An 18,348-nucleotide genomic window follows, 5' to 3' on the forward strand; every position below is an offset into this window, starting at 1 on the left:
CATCGCTCGTTAACGACGGGTTACGCGACAACGTAAGTCACATTCGGCCCACTTGACTTCCACGATTCAGCGTGACGCTCGCCACTGTGACGGGTTCAGATGCACACCGTTTCTGAATCGAAGCGAGCTGCGTCTGACCTGGTAACGAAAGGGTCTCGATCGGGATCAGCGGCTGGTGTCGACCCTGCCGAAGTTGAGATGCGCGCGCGAGGGCGTGGGGCCGCGCTGGCCCTGGTACCGGGAACCGGCCGCCTTGCTGCCGTAGGGGTGTTCGGCCGGACTGGAGAGGCGGAACAGGCAGAGCTGGCCGATCTTCATGCCCGGCCAGAGGGTGATGGGCAGGTTCGCGACGTTGGACAGCTCCAACGTGATGTGCCCGCTGAAGCCGGGATCGATGAATCCGGCGGTGGAGTGGGTGAGCAGGCCGAGCCTGCCCAGGGAGGACTTGCCCTCCAGGCGGCCCGCCAGGTCGTCGGGAAGGCGAACCGTCTCGTAGGTGGAGCCGAGCACGAACTCGCCCGGATGGAGGACGAACGCGTCGTCGTCGGAGTGCTCGACCAGCGAAGTCAGGTCGTCCTGCTGCAGCGAGGGGTCGATGTGGGTGTACTTGGAATTGTCGAAGACCCGGAAGAACCGGTCCAGCCGAACGTCGATGCTCGACGGCTGGATCAGCGCGTCGTCGAACGGATCGAGTTCGAGGCGGCCCTCGTCGAGCTCTTTACGCAGGTCGCGGTCACTGAGCAACACGGAAACAGCGTATCGGGTGGGTGGGTGAACATCGCCGTTGGCCGCCGTGCTAGGCTTAATTACGTCGCATTGAGGGCGATGCGGGTGTAGTTCAATGGCAGAACATCAGCTTCCCAAGCTGAGAACGCGGGTTCGATCCCCGTCACCCGCTCCAACGGTGAAGGCCCAGGCCAGGAACTTCCGGGTTCCGCCTGGGCCTTTTTCGTGCGCGAAGGTTGGCGGCCTGCGGCAGCAAGAACCGGCATGGTGCAGCTCCGTGGCGAAGCTCGTCTCGACTGGTCCGGGAGCGGCTTCAGTCCGCGAGGGCCGAGGACTCCGGCCGCACCACGAACTCGGATACCGCTGTATCCACGGTTTCCTTGAGCCGCAACAGGTTGGTACGGCTCATCGTGAGCACGATCGGGGTTCGCGCGCCGATGTAGAGATCGGCGAGGTTGAACCGGCGCCACGTCTCACCAATCAACGAGGTGCGATCGACGATCAACAACCGCTTGGCGCGGTCCAGCGGGAACGCCACACCTTCGAGCTGCTGCTTCGCGGCGGGACGCGTTGTCGCCGTCACCTCGGAACATCGACAGGGCTGGGGCGTCGTCGCGCCCGCTCCCGGATCCGTTTCGTCCGGCCGTCCCGGAACGGACTCAGTGGACTCTCGCCTCAAAGACAATGACGCCTCCGCTCAACAACTACGCTTTCCGCTCGTGCTTCCCGTTGCCCGGCGATCGGGCGGAGCCATCCTGAGACCAGCGCTTCCGCGAACCACTCGCTGAGTGCCATCACCTCGCGCACTTGGTGGGTGAGGTCGTTCACCAGCCGATTCCGTTCGGGATCACTCTCTCCCAGGAGAGGCGGCGTCGATCGCCGAACCGTACGAACTCGCTCCACCAAATCTTCCAGCTCTTGCTCTCGAACCTTCGCCTCCGGGCGAGAAGAGCGCTCTTCTGACATCAGGCAACCCCGTTCGGAAGCTGTGCAGCTACTCAATCAACATGAACAAGCTAGCTAACCTGGCTAGCCATGTCAATCTGGCTAGGTACTAGACGGGGTTGAGCTCTAACCTGAGCACATGAGCCTTGATCCCGACGATCCTCGCCCGCCTTATGTGCAGGTAGCGAGCGCGCTTCGAGCGGCGATCCTCACGCGGACCTATCAGCCAGGGGACCGGCTGCCCTCCGGCGCCGAGCTGGGCAGACAATACGGCGTCGCTCGCATGACGGCGCAGCAGGCTCTACGGGTACTGCGCGAGGAAGGGCTGGTCACCTCGCGGCAGGGAAGCGGCGTGTTCGTGCGGGAGCGCACCGAACGGCCGGTCGGGCTGCGCCCACACATCGAACGCGCCTTCGAAGCCGAGCACATCTCGATCGACTTCGCCGGGTTCTCCGGCGAGACACTGCACGGCGCGCTCCAGGAACCGCTGGACAAGATCCGGGTGGGGCGGCTGACGCCGCAGTCGCTGCGGATTCGGATGCTGTTGCCGGACACACGGAACCCGATGCCGCTGCCCTGCAAAGTCGACGGTTTGGAGGACAGCCCGGCTTTCCGCGCACGGGCCGACGGCATCATGCGCAGGCACACCCAGGCGATCATGGCTTCGGTGCGAGAGCTCGGCTCGTTCGGTCTGGTGCCGGAGACTTCCGCCGAGGTACGGCTGCATCCGACCGCGCCGCTGTTCAAGCTCTACGTGCTGAACAACTCCGAGATCTTCTTCGGTTTCTACCCGGTTCGCGAGCACGTCGTTGCGCTGGAAGGAGAGGACACACCGGTCTACGACCTCATGGGCAAGGACGCGACGCTGTTCCAACACGCCGCGGACGCGGACGAGGAGTTGACCGGCAGCCAGTACGTCAAGCAGTCGCAACTGTGGTTCGAGTCGATGTGGGCCACCGTCAGCCGCGAGATCCAACCATGAGTGAGCACGGCACCGACCAGCAGCGGTTGCGCGAGATCCTCGCGGCGACCTCGTGCGTCATGCTCGACTTCGACGGACCCCTCTGCGCCGTATTCGCGGATCTGGGAGCTTCGACGGTTGCCGCCCGCGCGCTCGATGCGATCCGGCAAGCCGGGTATGCCGACGTCGCGCGGCGGTGCGAAACGAGTGATCCGTTGGATCTACTGGAATCGATCGCCGCCGAGTACCCCGAACTCGTGCCGGATGTCGATGCGGTGGTCAGCGATGCCGAGAACGAAGCCGTTTCCAACGCGGCCTCGACGCCGGGAGTTGTCGAGCTGATCGAACGCTGCCACGCTTCCGGGCGGTCGCTGTGCATCGTCAGCAACAATGCCGAATCCGCCGTGCGTGCCTATCTGGCAGAGTACGGGCTTACCCGCAAGGTGGATGCCATCGCGGCACGTCGACCGGACGACGCCGCTCACCTGAAGCCGGATACGCGGCTCCTACGGCGTGTGGCCGAAGCAACCGGGAGCAGCCCCGCCGCCTGCACGCTCATCGGGGACTCTCCGAGCGACATCAAGGCCGCGCACGCCTTCGGCGCCCACGCGATCGGCTACGCGAACAAACCCGGCAAGTTTGTGAAGCTCACCAACGCCGGGGCCGACACCGTGGCAGAAAAACTGGAACTCATCACGAGTGAGCTGTAGTAGCCGAGCAGCATGGCGTTCACCCGCACAGTTGGACACAACGTTTGAAAGCCTGGGTACACGATGATCGACAAGGTCGCATGGATCAGACTCGAGAAAAGCCTTTCGATTTGCAGCCCGCGTGTAAGTCACACGTCCTCACCCCGTCAGGTCAGGAACGATCAGCCCCAGCCAAGGGAGCAAGCCTGTTACCAGAGAGCCCCTCGACCTCCGCGATTGCCCCATGCCCAGACGCATCGGACGAGGAGCCACCGCACACAGCATTGGGACGAAGCCCCTACGTGGTAGCTGCCTCAGCGCATACTCCTCCGCCGAGAGTAGATGCTAAGGGAACCGGCTGCTCTGACGCACCAGCCCGGAGCTCTCATCAGGACTCATCTTGACAGCCATGGTGAAGACCAAGATCAAATAGTCCGCTGACCAGCATCGATACTGCTCGGCGATCGCGCCTCACGCGGCCCGAGGTCACTGGCCTGGAACGATGTCGTGGCCTCCACGTATGCTCTGCTGAGGTCGGTCGAAATGCCTCGACAGCTGGCATCGACCCCTAGAGGCATGATTAGTCACGTGTTGTGAACTGGAGTAATGGTGGACGACCAGCAACCCGCAATGGAGGCGCCTTTGAACACTACTGGCCAGGACGCATCCGGTACCTCCGTCCGCCCCCCTGGACGCGCGTCCATCGCCAACGGCCAACTCAAGGACACGCCAGCGAACCGCGCCCTACATCCTACCGTCACACCAGATTCCATCTTCAGCGCACCTTCCTTGATAGACCATGCCTACTATGCCGACACAAAAGCTGTCATCTTCAACGAAGACATTCGAACTGGGCTTCGTCGGCTCCGTGACTCCAACCTAATGGTGGATTGCATAGTCACCTCGCCTCCTTATTACGGACAACGTGACTATGGCATCGACGGCCAGCTCGGGCTTGAAAGTCACCCCAAGGACTTTATAGACAACCTGTCAGAAATATTCTCGCTATGCTGGGATGTACTAAACGAAACTGGGTCACTTTGGATCAATATTGGAGACACCTATTGGAGCGGAAAAGGGGCCCATAAAAGCGGCGAGACAAAGCAAGGAGCCCGCCGCTTCGGTCTAAGGCCACAAGACCGCCCCGGTGACGGAGGCTGGGCCCGACCTAAACAGCAGCTCCTAGTTCCGCACCGATTGGCGATAGCTCTGCAAGATGCCGGATGGTTGGTCCGCAACGATAATGTGTGGGTAAAATCGAACCCAGTACCTGACCAAGTTAGAGATCGATGCTCTGTTTCGCATGAATACATATTTCATCTCACAAAGAGCAGATGGTACTATTTTGATCGGACAGATGTTGGACGTACACAGAAATCCGGTCGGGTTCTACCCCCTCTGGACACGTGGGCAGCAAAACCTTCGTCTGGTGCAGGAAAGCACCGTGCTGCCTTCTCCGAAGAACTGGTAAGGATTCCAATCTTAACTACCACTCCACCTGGCGGAATTGTCCTCGACCCATTTAATGGTTCCGGCACTTCCATGAGTTTCGCACGAAAGCAGGGTTATCGATCAATAGGAATCGAACTAAACAAAGAGTACTGCGAACACGCCGTATCCCATATGAAAAACCTAGACTCCGAAGACACGTTAGACCTGGAGATATAGATGCCTCTATATATCGCCAAACATAGTTTGAAGAAAGCTGTCGATAGACTCGGAACCAGCGCAGCCTCGGCGAATCTCGGTGACTATTTAATCTTCAAACGTGCACTTCAAAACAGAATCGCAGAAGCGCGCTACTCAGCACAACCCGCACCAGAAACTGTTGTCACCGGCACAAGATCATCCCACTACACTACCGCCATAAACGAATTTGCGCTTTGGGTTATTGATATCCCTCCATCGGACGTTGATAACCCATACTTCATCCCGTTCGGATCAACACGAGACAAGACTCGAGGATACCGGTCGGCAAAGTTCCCTTCAAATGGTTCCTCTGACACTGTCAGCCGATGGCAGCAACGAAGTAGAGCCCCGCTCCTCTCAGTCCCAAATACAAAACCCAAGGAGTATTACTTCGCAAATCCCAAAGCACACGATCTCGAATCATTTTTTATGCCTAGCGCGTCATCAGACTCTAGCGAAAATAAACCACAAATACTCGATTCAGCAATTTGGTGGTTTCGATCTACAGATCTATATACCATATTTGATCACAATCCAACAGATGAGGAAGTTACTAACAAGTTCATCGATGACACAGGACTCAACGATAATGAAATTCGAGCGCTTTTTTCTTCAGACACTCCATTAGTTCATTTGGGGTATGACCCATCATGACAGTGCGCTTAGGGAGACCCACATGACGGTCGTTTATGCCGACCAACCGGCTGCACCTGAAGACTATCTGCCACCGGCGCCACAGTCCCAGCATTCAACGAAGCCGAAGCAACTATTAGAAGCCACTCTACAACGATACAGCGAAGGTATCGATCACGTAGTCGACTACTTGTCAAAAATTGGATTCGTCTTCGAACCGTGGCAAGTGTCGGCATTTGTTACCGCAGTTCGGACAAAGCCATTCGTAATTCTAGCGGGTATATCCGGCACTGGCAAGACACAGCTCACTAAGCTGGTTGCCAACGCGACCGGAAGTAGGTGCTACACGATCCCAGTTCGTCCAGACTGGAATGACAGTAGCGATCTACTCGGCTTTGAACGAATCGATGGATCTTTTCAGCCAGGACCTCTTCTGCGGATAGCACGCGAAGCAACCGATGACCCGCACACGCAATACTTTGTGGTTCTCGATGAGATGAATTTAGCCCGCGTAGAATACTACATGGCCGAGGTTCTCAGCACACTCGAGGATCGTTCCTGGGAGGAGGGGAGAACTATTTCTTCATCGTTTTTCCCTCATCTTGCAGGAGGGGAATACGATGTCTGGAGCTCCGTCGGTCTGCCTGGCAACCTGTGCCTAGTTGGGTCTGTCAACATGGATGAGACCACACACGGGTTCTCAAAAAAGGTACTGGACCGATCTTTTGTTATTGAGTTTTCAAAAATCGACTTGTCCTCCATCCCTCAGGCAGTCACAGAGCCTGCACAGGCTAAACGCTGGGCGTCTCAAGACTGGTGTCCACGCGCGGTGTCGCTTGCTCAGCATCCCCTCGTGTCACATCCTGATGTTCCGTCTATAATTGAAACCTTAATACACGTGAATTCACTTCTTGAGCCTGCTCAGTTGCAGTTTGGATATCGAGTTCGCGACGAAATTATTATGTTTTGTCTTGCAGCAAACGATTGTTCTGAATCGTTCTCAACAAGTGATTCAGGTGCAGTTGACCCACTAGACCTAGCTATTGCCATGAAGGTCTTGCCTAGAATACAAGGCGCTGGCACGACTGTGCGCAAAGTACTTGATAACCTACGCTCCTGGGCCTCGCCAGGCATTGACGACCCTGCCGGTAGCACTACAGATACTAGCGAGCCAGGGTTTCCATTCTGCAGTGACCGTATTGAATTGATGCTGCGTCGACTTCACGAAACCGGATTTACCAACTATTGGCTCTGAACATATGCCTACTACTCATATTCTACATATATCTGCGCCCTTTGTCGAATTCGAACTGCGAGGTCCGACACACTCCGATATTACTTCCGTAGAGCGCCTATCCGGGCCGGTCACACAACTTCATGTCGATTCCTCAACGGGTTCTGCCGATGTAGTCGTCCTTGGTGAAACTGCGGCGACTGACCCTGGTGCCAGCAAACTCTTTACTGGTCCACCGCTATTTGAAGACACCACCTATCGTATCAGGGCAAAATCAAAAATTGCTGGCCAGCTACCGCAGCTCGTGCACCGTGACCCTCAATTACTTCGAAACATCGACACTTTTTCGGACGATCTGACGTCCATGGGTACAATCAACTTTAATCGCCAAGTTGGGGTTTCAAGACTAGATGTCCAGGTCGGGCACGAGATGCTTCGAATCACGTTGGAGATATTCCCAACAAAGATCGATTATGCAACTGACTACCAGACTATGGTAACGGACGTAGCATCAACAGTAAGATCGCTTGCTCTGGAGTATCTCCGTGCCACATATCGTACAGGTACTGCGTATGATACGGACGATACTAGCTCGCTTGATTGGCTTACTCTCGTCCGGAATGAGATCGATACAATCGAGCGAGCAATTCACTATATCAATACTCATCCAGAACGTACGCTAGTACACGAAATTGCAAACACACCCATAAGTCGCATCCGGAAGGCCGACTCTGCGGTAAGAAGAGCTATAATCAAGGGATCAGGTCGTGGTCCCAGTATCCCCGTCTCAGCAGTAGGCCAGGTGCGTAGTGTTCTGCCATCCGTACAGAATACCGAAACTGCCGATACGAACGAGCATAGATGGATCCGACTTAACCTCCTGCTCATCATTGATCGACTATCGGAAATACATCGTCATCTCCTCACAGAGGTTCAGCAGCACCAGAAAGACAGTAACACTGTCTCCGTTCGCCGCGCAAAAGAGGAGAGCGAAGTCGCGGAATTCCTCCATCGCGTCAATCTCCTTGTCGACCTTCCAATATTCGCTGGGATTAATAAGCACCCGCCGCCTGGATTCTCATCATTGGCGCTGCACAATTCGACCGGCTATGGAGATGCCTATAGGGCGATCACGGCACTTCGACTCGGTCTTTCCACAAACGGAACAGGAATTGACTTGTCCGTAATGGATGTTCACGAGCTTTACGAAACGTGGTGCTTTATCGAAGTTGTACGGATAATTCTTAGCAAGACAGGAACTCAAGGGGATCTGTCAGAACTCCTAGCAGTGGAAGAATCAGGGATCCGCATCCGTCTAGCACACGGGAAACGCAGCTCGGTAGCATGTGAGTTTTCGCATATCAATCTAGAAGTGACTTACAATCAACGGTATCCAACATTGACCGGTGAGCAACGGCCAGATATCGTCCTTCGCATTCAACATAGGACATGGCCAGAATTGGTTATTCTTCTCGATGCAAAGTATCGCCTAGATAATTCCCAGTCCTACAGGCAGCAATTCGATTGCGTTGGGCCCCCTGTTAAAGCAATTAATGCCTTGCATCGATATCGCGACGCGATAGTAGTCGGACCCCCTGGGGAGCAGGGCCGGCCAGTCGTTAAGGGCGCAGCGTTGTTTCCAATGTCACGTGAAGAATCGAAAGACTTTCAGGGATCGCGTCTTCAGCGCGCGCTAGAGCACCTAGGTATTGGCGCCCTCCCTTTTCTGCCCGGAAACACCAACTTCCTCGAAGAGTGGCTGGATCAATTAATTCAGCTCCCTCCTGAGGAACTAGCTGTACCAGGTCTTCCTCATATTGGACTGCAGGAAGTCAGTCGTCGTACAAAGCTTACGGGCGGTGGCTGACGAGAGTACGTTACGATCCACTATGTCGTGCTTCGTGATATATAGTCGAGACAGTCGAATTCATGGCAAGTCAGGTATTGAGGTGATCTCAGCGAGTTTTAGGTCGTTGGGTGTTCGAGTTGGGTGAGAACGAGTGCGGCTTGGAGGATGGGGCCGATCTTTCTGGGGCTGGCGGTGATGTGTCCCATGGCGCGCCATCGCTGTGTGAGCAGGGCGAAGCCGCGTTCGCCCAGGCTGCGGAGTCCACGGAGCAGGGCGTTGTAGGCGCGGTTGTCGGCGTCGAGGACCTGGGTGACGGGTGGTTGTTTGATGGGGGTGTGCACGCCGATGCCGGTGCCGTCGTAGCCACCATCGGCTAGGGTCGGCAGCCCGTGAGCTGCGGCTGCGTACAACGCGGGAAGCACGTGTTCGTGGGCTGCGGTCAGGTCGTGGGTCGAGTCGGGTTCCTCGTCGGAGACCCACAGTGGAAATCCGTTGGGCGCTGACAGGGCCTGAATCGTGTCACCGTGCTCGCCGGTCTTGCCGGAGTAGGACAGGTCGATGGTTGTTCCCTGAACGCTGGTGGTTTTCTCGGCGAGACGATCGGTGGTGACCACCGTGCCGTCGAGGATGACGGAGGCATGGCCGTCCTCGTGGGCCTGCTGCAGCGCCTGATGGAGATCCGGGGCCTGGTCAGCGAGTACGGTGATGACCTCATCGACATACCGATACGCCGTGGCCCGCGAGACCTGGTGATCACGACCCAGCTTGTCCGGATTGGTGTGGTCGCGAAGCCACCGTAGTCCCAGCACAGCCTGCCAAAAGCAGGAAAGCGCCCGCGTGTGGGCACGGGTACCGCGGCGCCGGCGTTCAGCGTGCAGCAGCCACGCCAGATGACCGGCAAGGTCACGCGACACATCGAGGATGGCAGTATGAGCAATCACGGAGAGCCTTTGGTCGTCGGGCCTGATCTTGTGGCGAGACCAGCCCTACCAGGGGCTTTCCGCCTTCCTTCCAGCGCATCCGCACGCAACCGCCACATGCGCCTGCTTCTACCTCGCTGAGATCACCTCAATGGTTCCATTCATGGATAGTATCTGACAAGGAGACCACTATCTACCGTCTTCTCAGGATGATCTCGATCAGTAACCATACCACGACATCTCTCACAGCATGCTCCCAATCAAAACGGATCTTATCCCGAGCGGGGACCTGGTACGACGAAGAACTCGATCGATCATCTGCCTCCAAACTCGACTAATCGGCCCCAGCTCCGTCTAATAACCACCGACAAGTCGCACAGATCAACTCAGCGCGTCATCGATCACGTATCTAATCGATCACTACTACCAGAGTTTCTGAGTTACTATGGTGGAATTAGCACCCAACCTCCAACTCAAGACCACAGGAGTCAAGTTGTCGGAATATCGAAGCGAATTTCGCGAAAGTGAGCTACAGAATCTCGAAAACAAAGTATCACGTTCCGACTACGGAAAATACCTTAAAAAAGTAACCCTTAAGCAAATCAGGGGTTTTACCAACCGCGAGGTTACTTTTGATTTTCCTGTAACCGCTCTAATCGGCCCAAACGGAGGCGGAAAAAGTACTATACTGGGCGCTGCCGCTCTTCCATATAAGGCGGTGAAGCCTGGAACATTCTTTGCCAAGAGCGGGAAATATGATTCCTCCATGAAAGACTGGACCATAGAATATGAACTAATCGACAAGCAATTGATGGCCGGCATCCATGTACAAAGGACAGCACGTTTTCCACAAGCACGTTGGGATCGTAAATCAACTGAACGTGACGTCATTATATTCGGAGTTTCACGTACTATTCCAGCAAACGAACGCAAAGATCTTACCAATAATGCCATAGGTAATTATTTTGCGGCGGATTCGGAGGTTTCCCTTGCCGAACCAGTCACGACTGCCGTTCAAAAAATCCTCGGAAAGAGCGTGGATGAATACAGCAAACTTCACGTAGATGCAACTGGAAAAGTGTCCATGTTTGCTGGTAAGGACACGAACGGGGAACGCTATTCCGAATTCCACTTCGGTGCAGGCGAGGCGAGCGTTATTAGAATCGTGTCCGCCATCGAAGAAGCTGATAAAAACACCCTGATCCTTATCGAAGAAATCGAAAACGGGCTGCATCCGGTCGCAACCAAACACATGGTCGAATATCTCGTCGAAGTAGCCGAGAAAAAGTCCGCGCAAATCATATTTACGACGCATTCCAATGATGCGCTGGTTCCACTCCCATCGTCAGCAATTTGGACTGCCTACAACGGGGAAGTAAATCAAGGCCGACTTGACATAAACACTCTACGCGCAATTACGGGGCAAGTATCAGCAACCCTTGCGATTTTTGTGGAAGATACGTTCGCTAAAAAACTCGTGAGTACGGCCCTGCGGCATTATGGCGGGGTGGAAATGGACGCGATAGAGATCCATGCTGTAGGCGGGGCCGAACGAGCTATTAAAATCAGCGAGGGCCACAACGCGACACCTTCCACTAAATATCCTTCTATTTGCATACTTGATGGCGACAAGAAGAATCAAGAAAATCCGGCAAGCAACATTTATACTTTGCCAGGAGATAACCATCCGGAACTACACATACTTCATCGTGTCATCGACAATATCGAGCACAATATCGCGTTGTTGACGGTATCCATGCAATTTCCTTTGTCAAAACAATCTTTCGTAGAAACTGTGATACAACAAAGAGCATCAACAAATCGCGACATTCACTTGATTTTTCAGCAAATAGGCGCTGATTTGAGTTTCACTTCCGAACAGGTTGTTGCGGGAGCATTCTTGAGCGTATGGGCTCAAGAAAACCCAGCCGAACTGTCGGAACTAATAGCTCCGTTCGCGCAACTCCTTCCCGGTTCCAAGTAAAATTGCCGAATTTGGCTCTACAGGATCAAGGCGCGCCGCCTGCGGCGGCGCGCTCCGGGACGACTTGTCATGGCGCTTGCGCGTGCGGCCTGGCGGCCGTTCGCGCGCCAGCCAGCCGCCCGGAGAAGCGGGACTCGACGCAGGACTAGAACGAACCCCATGCACGATCGGGCGCTGTCGCACATTCCCTCTGTATCGATCGCCGTGTCTGCCGCAGCCGTGTACCGCTGAGCCCGGCGATCGCTGCCGCGACTGTGGACATCGGGGGCTCGCTGCGCGAGCCGCGCTGACCACAGCCTTGCCACAGATCCGCGTCCGTACTAAAATCATGCGTTACCTGTTTAGGCAAGCTTATCCAAACTAGGCACCACTAGTTCGTGTCTGCCTGCCTATGTGCTGCAATTGCCTGCCGTGTAATGTGCTCCCAAGTTCCCTCAGCTATTCCGACACCAAAATGTGTCGATATATCCATGTCGTTCATAACTGAACAGATCAGCCCCTTCAGATACTCCATGCCTTCACTTTCGAATATCGCCATAAGACCCTTTAACTCCTCCTCTGACAACTTAGTCAAGGCTCTGACGTACTTAGCCCCTGGACCCGTGTATTCACGCAATTCCGGCTCTTTCCCTGTAGAAATAGCAAAGAGAACAGCCAAAGAGCCACTGCGTGGATGTTTTGCGACCCATGACCAAAAAATATCTGACTCGGAAGTGTCTGGGGATTGCTCATGGCATCTCTTACACAAGATTGCGAAATTTTGAGGATCATTAGATCCGCCTAGTGACCAAGGAACAACATGTGCACGCTGAAGGTTTTTGGTTGATATCTTCTTCTTGATCTCTTTCTTGTAATGATCAAGCGGACAATATCCGCACGCGAAGCATTCAGGTTCACCAGCGTCCATCAACGGGATCTGATCGAAGCCAGGTAGCTTCCTAGCCTCCCAATACGTTGCGATAGTTTCCATACTCGGCATCACGGCACGACTGGCTCGCATGAGCTCTCCAACGGCTCGAGATCGACTTTGCGCATCCAAGCTACCGAGCAGGTACGACAGGTGAGCACTCCGCCTGCTGGGCCACACGCGGGCCATTAAGGGCGGTCAATGACGGTCACCACAGACCACCTTGCGCCCCAGGGCAGCAGCCGTGCGCGGAGACGAGTATCGGATTCCCAAGCTGAGAACGCGGGTTCGATCCCCGTCACCCGCTCCAACGGTGAAGGCCCAGGGCAGGAACTTCCGAGTTCCGCCTGGGCCTTTTTCGTGCGCGGGGTTGGCGGCCTGCGGCAGCGGGGTGCCGGTGCAGGGCGGCTCCGTGCCGAGGATGGTCCGCCGATCCACCGGAAGCGGCTTTCAGTCCGCGAAGCCCGAGGACTCCGACCGCACCGCGAGCTCGGACACCGCAACATCGATGGTTCCCTTGAACCGCAGCAGGTTGGGGCGGCTCATCGTGAGCACGATCGGGGCGAACCGCTCTGACCACAGCCTTGCCACACATCAACCGTGTCACCAACCGGGATCTCGCTACGGGTGACGGGCTCGGTTGTCGCAGTCCTTACAGCGTTGATTCGCCCGGAGCTCGACGTTGGCGCCGGCGTTCGCGGCGATGACGTCGCCGTTCCCGAGGCGCTCCCAGGCACGCGGAACGTCGCGGATCTCTCCCCAGTCGGAGTAATCGGGATGGTCACCCTTGTGGAAGCAGCCGGGAAGATGCGCCATCCCCGCCGGGCTGATGAGGATCAGAGCAGGCGCGGGCTGCCCAGCGGGCTTGGGTTTCCGAGTGTGTTCGCACTGCCCGACAGGCAGATCGCATCGCTCGCAGCGAGACTCACCAGACGACATGGCCCCATACTGCGCTTCCAGGCATGACCTTGTGTGCCATTCGCGATGATCTGCCCCATCAATACCGGATTCGCCGTGAACTTCCGGGCCACGCACGGGCCACTAAGCTCGCTCGCCCCCGGTCAATGACGCTCAGACCGGGCCGTCTCGCACCGCAGGACAAGAGCCATGCGCGGACACGAGTATCGGCTTGCCAACCAAGGAGCTAAAGACACTGCCTCACTGACGTGCCGAATACGGCTCAGCCGTATTCGGCGAACAGGCGTCCGTTCACGCCGTCGACCGTCATGAAGCCGCCGTAGGGGACGATCCACTGTGGTCTGGTATGCCCGAAGGGCGGACCGACCACGACGACCGCGTCCGGGCTGTAGGCGTGCACCACGGAAACCGCGGTGTCGCGCTGCTCCGCTCGGTTCTCCCGCCGCTGCTCGGCCGTGGGCCGCACGTTGAAGTTGGAGGCCGGCGGACGGGCGACGACTACCGCGTCAACCGCACGCAGGATCCCGCGTTCCCCGAGAGAACGGAGGATCCAACCGAACTCCCGCGCCGCGATCAATTCCTCCGACGTCTCCAAAAGCAGCACACCGCCGTCGAGTACGGCCGGATCAACCGGAAAACGCCCGGCCGTGAGGAGCCACTGCAGCACCTCGACGCACCCGCCCCACGTCCTGCCGGTGCGGGATTCGGCAGGACCGGCCCAGGTCCAGGGCTCGGTCGGCTCGCGCTCGCCGAATTCGTCGAGTGCGCGGGGATCGTTCCAGTCGTGCCCGATGTCCTCGGACTCACCCGGCTCGGTGAGCTCGATGCGTTCGCCGGTGAGGAGCGCGGCCCGCAGCGACCGCTCGTGGACCGGATCGACGTGCGGTCCCGGCCCCAGCTGAACCTGGGTCGAGCCGCCGTAGTAGCCGGGCACCCCCAGCGTCCAGAGCCGATTCAGCAGGTTCGTGTTGTCGCTGTACCCGAGAAAGGGTTTGGGATCGTTGGCGACGAGTTCGGTATCCAGGTGCGGCACGACCGTGATCTGGTCCTCCCCACCACTCGTGGTCAGCACCGCCCGGATCTCCGGATCGGCGAAGGCAGCGTTGAGGTCCGCCGCGCGTTCGCGCGCGGTGGCGTCGAGCTTCCGAGTGGTCGGAAACTCGACGGGCACGAGACCCGTGATGTCCCGCAGCCGTCGCAACGCCTGCTCGTGCACGGCGGAACCGACCGCGGGAGCAGCGAAGGACGGCGACAGCACAGCGATCCTGTCGCCGGGCCGGGCCTTCCGAGGGTGGACGAACTCCATGTGACCGACCCTAGGAGTGCTGTCACCTCGTTTCGACATTGGATGTGCCGCGGGTACGCATCAGGACGAGTCGATCAGCCTTGATTGAGTACGCTTTCCTTACCGATCCAGCCGTGCTGTCACCGCTCCACGAGGTAGCCGGGAGGTCATCAGCGGACAAGTCACCGAGATCGGCTGATCGTTCGCGGCAGTTGTCGGCCGGGTTCCGTCCGGAGAAACCATCCTGCGGATACGAAAACCAGGGTACCGACGAAGGTGATCAGGTAGGCGTTCCCGTAAACCACCTCGAATCCGTGCCAAGGCGGAAACGTACTGATACCGAGGACAGGGAAGTGGCTGTCGAGCCCCAGGATGATGTGCACCGGCCACGCGAAAGTCAGCACTCCCAGTACAGCGCACACCGATTTCGGCGCGTACAGCAATGCCAGAATCATGAGAGGGCCGAGCCATACCCAGTGGTGACTCCACGAGAACGGCGACACAGTGGTCGTGGTGAGACCGCACAACGTCAGTCCGAGCAGGACCTCGCCTCGGTTGTGTATCGCTGTCGCCAAGGCCAGACCGACGACGACTGCGATACCGGCCAGACCGAGCCACAACAGCACCCGAAGATCCCCACCCCCCAGCAGTCGAGCTACCGCACCGTTGATCGACAGGTTTCCCCGCCCGGCGGTGGCACCGAACCTGGAGTTGTCGGCGAAAACTCCCGACCAGTAACGCAACGAATCATGCGGTGCCACCAGAAACCCAAGCCCGATCGTCGCCGCCGTCGCTCCTCCCGCACGAGCGGCCATGCCGAATCGCCGCGTGCACACCAGGTACACGATGAACAGTCCGGGCGTGAGTTTGATCCCCGTCGCGATACCAACGGCAACTCCAGCACTCCGGTGCTCACCGACAAGATCGAAGAGAATAATGGCCAACAACAACAGATTGATCTGCCCGAGCCACATCGTCCACGTCAGCGGCTCCACCAAGAACACCAATGCGACGACGGCAACCGTCGCTCGACGACGTTCGCGAATGCTCGCGGCATTCGCGTGTCGTAGGAACCCGCGAACCACCGTGACGAGCAGGATCATGTGCGCTGGTATGACGAGGGCGCGGCACAGCCACGTCGGCACAAACGCCAGCGGAGTGAAGACTATCGCCGCGAATGGCGGGTAGGTGAACGGATACGCCCCGGTGAGCGCGGGCAGATCGGATTCGTACAGCGGTTCACCGTTGAGCAGGGCGGCACCACCAGCTCGATACACGGTCACGTCGAGGAAATCCCCCAACACCGGGGTCCCGGTCAGCATCCACTGCAGCAACGTGGGAGCGGCGAACGCGGTGAACGCGACCGCTGCCACCGCAGGCATGTGGTTCGACAGCCACGAGACGCGGTTGGTTCCCGTTGGTGCTTCTTCCGTGTTAACGAACTTCAATCATACACTTTCGTAGTGTGGATGCCGATTACTCAACACGAGCACACCAATTATCCCACATCCCGACGGGAAAAATTTTCAGCGATCCCGGACGGCGCCGAGAACTACGGGGATCATTATTCGGAATCCGCTATGGCATAAATAATTCGACCACCAGATGAAGAAATTTTTGCTTTTCCGGTCTGTCTTAGATCTTGAGAGGACCCCGCCGAGACAGAACCGCCAAACTGCAAGCCGAGAAAGACTGCGACGACACGCTGTTACGGTGGCTTTGGCAGCGAGAAATCACACTCCGTATAGCCCGTACCGGGATCGAACCCCGCCACACGCTCGGCCACCACCGATGGATCATCGAACGCAGCCTGGCTTTACTCTCAGAATACCGCCGCCTGACCCAACGCTACGAAAGCACAGCCAACCATCGCGCCGTCTTTCCCGCTCTCGCCGCCGCCCCTAACCTGCTACGAAAACACCTCGCATGAGACACCCTCTTAACAGCACTCAGTTGGCGAGCGTCCGCATCGCGGCCTCCGCGAACCGACGAGCCGTGGTGCAGGTCGACGGATCCTCATCGCTGTAGGACTGCTCAACCCTGACCCGTAATGACTGCCCACCGGCCACATCCACGTAGATCCAGCACTTGTGCTCCGGATCCGGGCGATCGCTGTCGAACCACACCTTGACCGCACGAAAACCCTGAATCCGGAAAACCTCCTCGGACCTCGCATCCTCATCAGAAGGATCAATCCACCGATCGATCCCTTGGTTCGTTATCGTGCTGACGTAAATGGTATTCCCGGTGGTGATGCCGTAGAAACAGGTATTCCCTTCCGTTTCTATCGCCCCGGGAACGGAATCGAGTTTCTGCGATTCCTGGCCTATCCGCATCCCTTGCACCGATTCCCTGTTGATCAGGTCGCACGGCTTCACGTCACTCACCGACAACTCCCTGGGACGATCCGACGAACCACACGCCGAGACCGCCCCCAACCCCACCAACAGCACGGCAGTAACCCGTAACGCCCGCCCGATCATCCGTAATACCTCAGCTTCAACTCGGTCGTCCTCGCCTGGTAATCCCGCACCAATCGGGTAGCCGCCTCGACCACCCGCGCGGCGAACTCACATACCGAACTCAAGCGGCGAGCGACTGCATCGCGGCCTCCGCGAACCGACGAGCCGTGGTGCACGTAGACGGATCCTCATCAGTGAAGGACTCGTCTACTTGGACTCGCAGCGACTTGCCAGCGGCCACATCCACGTAGATCCTGCACTTGTGATCCGGATTCGGGCTCTCACCGTCGAACCACACCTTGACCGTACGAAAACCTTGAATCCGGGAAACCTCTTTCGATTTCGAGCGGTCGAACGGCCCATCGCCACTCCACCGACCGATACCGTGGTTCGTTACCACGCTGAGCCACACATTGCTTCTATCGTAGGGAGAGAAATAGCAGGTACTTCCTTCTGTATCAACCTCAGCAACCGCGTCACGCGACTGAGGTTGTGCACGTACCTGAAGTCGCTCTCTGGCTGACTGTGAGATCAGCTCACACGGCTTCACGTCACTCACCGACAATTCTTTGGGGCGGTCCGACGAACCACACGCCGAGATCACACCCAAACCCGCCAACAGCACGGCAGTAACCCGTAACGCCCGCCCGATCATCCGTAATACCTCAGCTTCAGCTCCGTCGTCCTCGCCTGGTAATCCTGCACCAATCGGGTAGCCGCCTCGACCACCCGCGCGGCGAACTCCTCCTCCCGCAGTTCACGCAGGCTGCCGCGCTTGATCCGCGCGGTGAACTCGTCCATCCCCACGGCCGACAACGCGAAGCGGCCGTCACTCGACTCACCGTAGGACTCCACCGCGCGGGACTCCGCCTGGAAATCGGAGTCGTGCTGATCACGCGGCTCGGTGTCCAGGTTGGTCCAGCTGATCGCGTCCTGATACTGCCGCTGCCACCCGGCGTAGAGCAGCCGCGCCATACTCGCCAACGCCCGCTCCAGGGCGCGCTCGTCGGCGAACTCGTACACGCTCTCGCCGAACGAGAGCGAGAACTCGCTACGGTTGCGCAACTCGGCGTGAATGTCCATCCCCGGGGCACTCGCCCGCACCCGGATGCTGTCCAGCCGCTCGGCCAGCTCACCCACTGCTCT

General features: G+C 57.7%; 18 protein-coding genes and 1 tRNA gene. 9 read left to right on the plus strand and 10 right to left on the minus strand.

Features of this window, described 5'->3' with window-relative positions; genetic code table 11:
• Positions 1-165: 165 nt before the first annotated feature.
• The gene (gene dcd, locus BM394_RS19740; protein WP_092980713.1) at positions 166-747 is read right to left on the minus strand and encodes a dCTP deaminase; all 582 of its coding nucleotides are present in this window, start codon (positions 745-747) and stop codon (positions 166-168) included.
• 80 nt (positions 748-827) lie between these two features.
• Between dcd and BM394_RS19745 the strand changes: the two genes are divergently transcribed.
• Positions 828-901, plus strand: a tRNA-Gly gene (locus BM394_RS19745).
• A 138-nt stretch (positions 902-1,039) separates the two neighbouring features.
• Here the strand turns inward: BM394_RS19745 and BM394_RS19750 are convergent.
• Positions 1,040-1,309, minus strand: coding sequence for a hypothetical protein (locus tag BM394_RS19750; RefSeq protein WP_092980715.1), 270 nt, complete (start codon positions 1,307-1,309; stop codon positions 1,040-1,042).
• A 501-nt stretch (positions 1,310-1,810) separates the two neighbouring features.
• Between BM394_RS19750 and BM394_RS19755 the strand changes: the two genes are divergently transcribed.
• From BM394_RS19755 to BM394_RS19775, 6 genes are all read left to right on the plus strand, one after another.
• Entirely contained in the window at positions 1,811-2,653 is an 843-nt protein-coding gene (locus BM394_RS19755; RefSeq protein ID WP_092980717.1) for a GntR family transcriptional regulator, read from the plus strand.
• 26 nt (positions 2,654-2,679) lie between these two features.
• A complete protein-coding gene (locus BM394_RS19760) occupies positions 2,680-3,342 on the plus strand; it encodes an HAD family hydrolase (RefSeq protein ID WP_175530185.1) in 663 nt (220 codons plus the stop codon).
• An 861-nt stretch (positions 3,343-4,203) separates the two neighbouring features.
• The gene (locus BM394_RS23795; protein WP_342752760.1) at positions 4,204-4,989 is read left to right on the plus strand and encodes a DNA-methyltransferase; all 786 of its coding nucleotides are present in this window, start codon (positions 4,204-4,206) and stop codon (positions 4,987-4,989) included.
• Complete coding sequence (locus BM394_RS22565) at positions 4,990-5,664, plus strand: hypothetical protein (RefSeq protein ID WP_139235273.1); 675 nt, start codon at positions 4,990-4,992, stop codon at positions 5,662-5,664.
• A 22-nt stretch (positions 5,665-5,686) separates the two neighbouring features.
• Positions 5,687-6,898 (plus strand): McrB family protein, encoded by a 1,212-nt coding sequence (locus tag BM394_RS19770; RefSeq protein WP_175530186.1) that lies wholly within the window; start codon positions 5,687-5,689, stop codon positions 6,896-6,898.
• Between the two features lie 4 nt (positions 6,899-6,902).
• The gene (locus BM394_RS19775) at positions 6,903-8,744 is read left to right on the plus strand and encodes a DUF2357 domain-containing protein (protein ID WP_092980723.1); all 1,842 of its coding nucleotides are present in this window, start codon (positions 6,903-6,905) and stop codon (positions 8,742-8,744) included.
• Between the two features lie 98 nt (positions 8,745-8,842).
• Here BM394_RS19775 and BM394_RS19780 read toward each other — a convergent pair whose 3' ends face one another.
• On the minus strand, positions 8,843-9,667 hold the full coding sequence (locus BM394_RS19780; RefSeq protein WP_092980725.1) for a transposase family protein: 825 nt from the start codon (positions 9,665-9,667) through the stop codon (positions 8,843-8,845).
• Between the two features lie 472 nt (positions 9,668-10,139).
• Here BM394_RS19780 and BM394_RS19785 point away from each other — a divergent pair, with 472 nt between their 5' ends.
• Complete coding sequence (locus BM394_RS19785) at positions 10,140-11,630, plus strand: ATP-dependent nuclease (RefSeq protein ID WP_217643607.1); 1,491 nt, start codon at positions 10,140-10,142, stop codon at positions 11,628-11,630.
• Positions 11,631-12,000: 370 nt separating this feature from the next.
• Here BM394_RS19785 and BM394_RS19790 read toward each other — a convergent pair whose 3' ends face one another.
• The 4 genes from BM394_RS19790 to BM394_RS19805 form a co-directional block, all read right to left on the minus strand.
• Positions 12,001-12,537 carry an HNH endonuclease gene (locus BM394_RS19790; RefSeq protein ID WP_175530187.1) on the minus strand — a complete coding sequence of 179 codons (537 nt, stop codon included), beginning with the start codon at positions 12,535-12,537 and terminating at the stop codon, positions 12,001-12,003.
• A 621-nt stretch (positions 12,538-13,158) separates the two neighbouring features.
• A complete protein-coding gene (locus BM394_RS23090) occupies positions 13,159-13,476 on the minus strand; it encodes a hypothetical protein (protein ID WP_217643608.1) in 318 nt (105 codons plus the stop codon).
• A gap of 241 nt (positions 13,477-13,717) precedes the next feature.
• Positions 13,718-14,761, minus strand: coding sequence for a S66 family peptidase (locus BM394_RS19800; RefSeq protein ID WP_092980736.1), 1,044 nt, complete (start codon positions 14,759-14,761; stop codon positions 13,718-13,720).
• A 161-nt stretch (positions 14,762-14,922) separates the two neighbouring features.
• The gene (locus tag BM394_RS19805; RefSeq protein ID WP_092980738.1) at positions 14,923-16,188 is read right to left on the minus strand and encodes a glycosyltransferase 87 family protein; all 1,266 of its coding nucleotides are present in this window, start codon (positions 16,186-16,188) and stop codon (positions 14,923-14,925) included.
• Between the two features lie 194 nt (positions 16,189-16,382).
• Here BM394_RS19805 and BM394_RS23970 point away from each other — a divergent pair, with 194 nt between their 5' ends.
• Positions 16,383-16,670, plus strand: coding sequence for a transposase (locus BM394_RS23970; protein ID WP_175530188.1), 288 nt, complete (start codon positions 16,383-16,385; stop codon positions 16,668-16,670).
• Between the two features lie 19 nt (positions 16,671-16,689).
• Here BM394_RS23970 and BM394_RS19815 read toward each other — a convergent pair whose 3' ends face one another.
• From BM394_RS19815 to BM394_RS19825, 3 genes are all read right to left on the minus strand, one after another.
• Positions 16,690-17,223, minus strand: coding sequence for a DUF3558 family protein (locus tag BM394_RS19815; RefSeq protein WP_092980741.1), 534 nt, complete (start codon positions 17,221-17,223; stop codon positions 16,690-16,692).
• A gap of 100 nt (positions 17,224-17,323) precedes the next feature.
• Positions 17,324-17,857 (minus strand): DUF3558 family protein, encoded by a 534-nt coding sequence (locus tag BM394_RS19820; protein WP_092980743.1) that lies wholly within the window; start codon positions 17,855-17,857, stop codon positions 17,324-17,326.
• A complete protein-coding gene (locus BM394_RS19825) occupies positions 17,854-18,342 on the minus strand; it encodes a hypothetical protein (protein ID WP_092980745.1) in 489 nt (162 codons plus the stop codon). The genes BM394_RS19820 and BM394_RS19825 overlap by 4 nt, the downstream gene beginning before the upstream one ends.
• Between the last annotated feature and the right edge of the window lie 6 nt (positions 18,343-18,348).

It is taken from the genome of Actinopolyspora lacussalsi subsp. righensis (genome assembly GCF_900116555.1).
GTDB classification, from domain to species: domain Bacteria; phylum Actinomycetota; class Actinomycetes; order Mycobacteriales; family Pseudonocardiaceae; genus Actinopolyspora; species Actinopolyspora lacussalsi.

Coding starts and splice junctions, on each gene's coding strand:
- BM394_RS19755 (WP_092980717.1), top strand. CDS start 1,811: ATGAGCCTTGATCCCGACGATCCTCGCCCGCCTTATGTGCAGGTAGCG.
- BM394_RS23795 (WP_342752760.1), top strand. CDS start 4,204: ATGGTGGATTGCATAGTCACCTCGCCTCCTTATTACGGACAACGTGAC.
- BM394_RS22565 (WP_139235273.1), top strand. CDS start 4,990: ATGCCTCTATATATCGCCAAACATAGTTTGAAGAAAGCTGTCGATAGA.
- BM394_RS19770 (WP_175530186.1), top strand. CDS start 5,687: ATGACGGTCGTTTATGCCGACCAACCGGCTGCACCTGAAGACTATCTG.
- BM394_RS19775 (WP_092980723.1), top strand. CDS start 6,903: ATGCCTACTACTCATATTCTACATATATCTGCGCCCTTTGTCGAATTC.
- BM394_RS19790 (WP_175530187.1), bottom strand. CDS start 12,537: ATGGACGCTGGTGAACCTGAATGCTTCGCGTGCGGATATTGTCCGCTT.
- BM394_RS23090 (WP_217643608.1), bottom strand. CDS start 13,476: ATGTCGTCTGGTGAGTCTCGCTGCGAGCGATGCGATCTGCCTGTCGGG.
- BM394_RS19800 (WP_092980736.1), bottom strand. CDS start 14,761: ATGGAGTTCGTCCACCCTCGGAAGGCCCGGCCCGGCGACAGGATCGCT.
- BM394_RS19815 (WP_092980741.1), bottom strand. CDS start 17,223: ATGATCGGGCGGGCGTTACGGGTTACTGCCGTGCTGTTGGTGGGGTTG.
- BM394_RS19820 (WP_092980743.1), bottom strand. CDS start 17,857: ATGATCGGGCGGGCGTTACGGGTTACTGCCGTGCTGTTGGCGGGTTTG.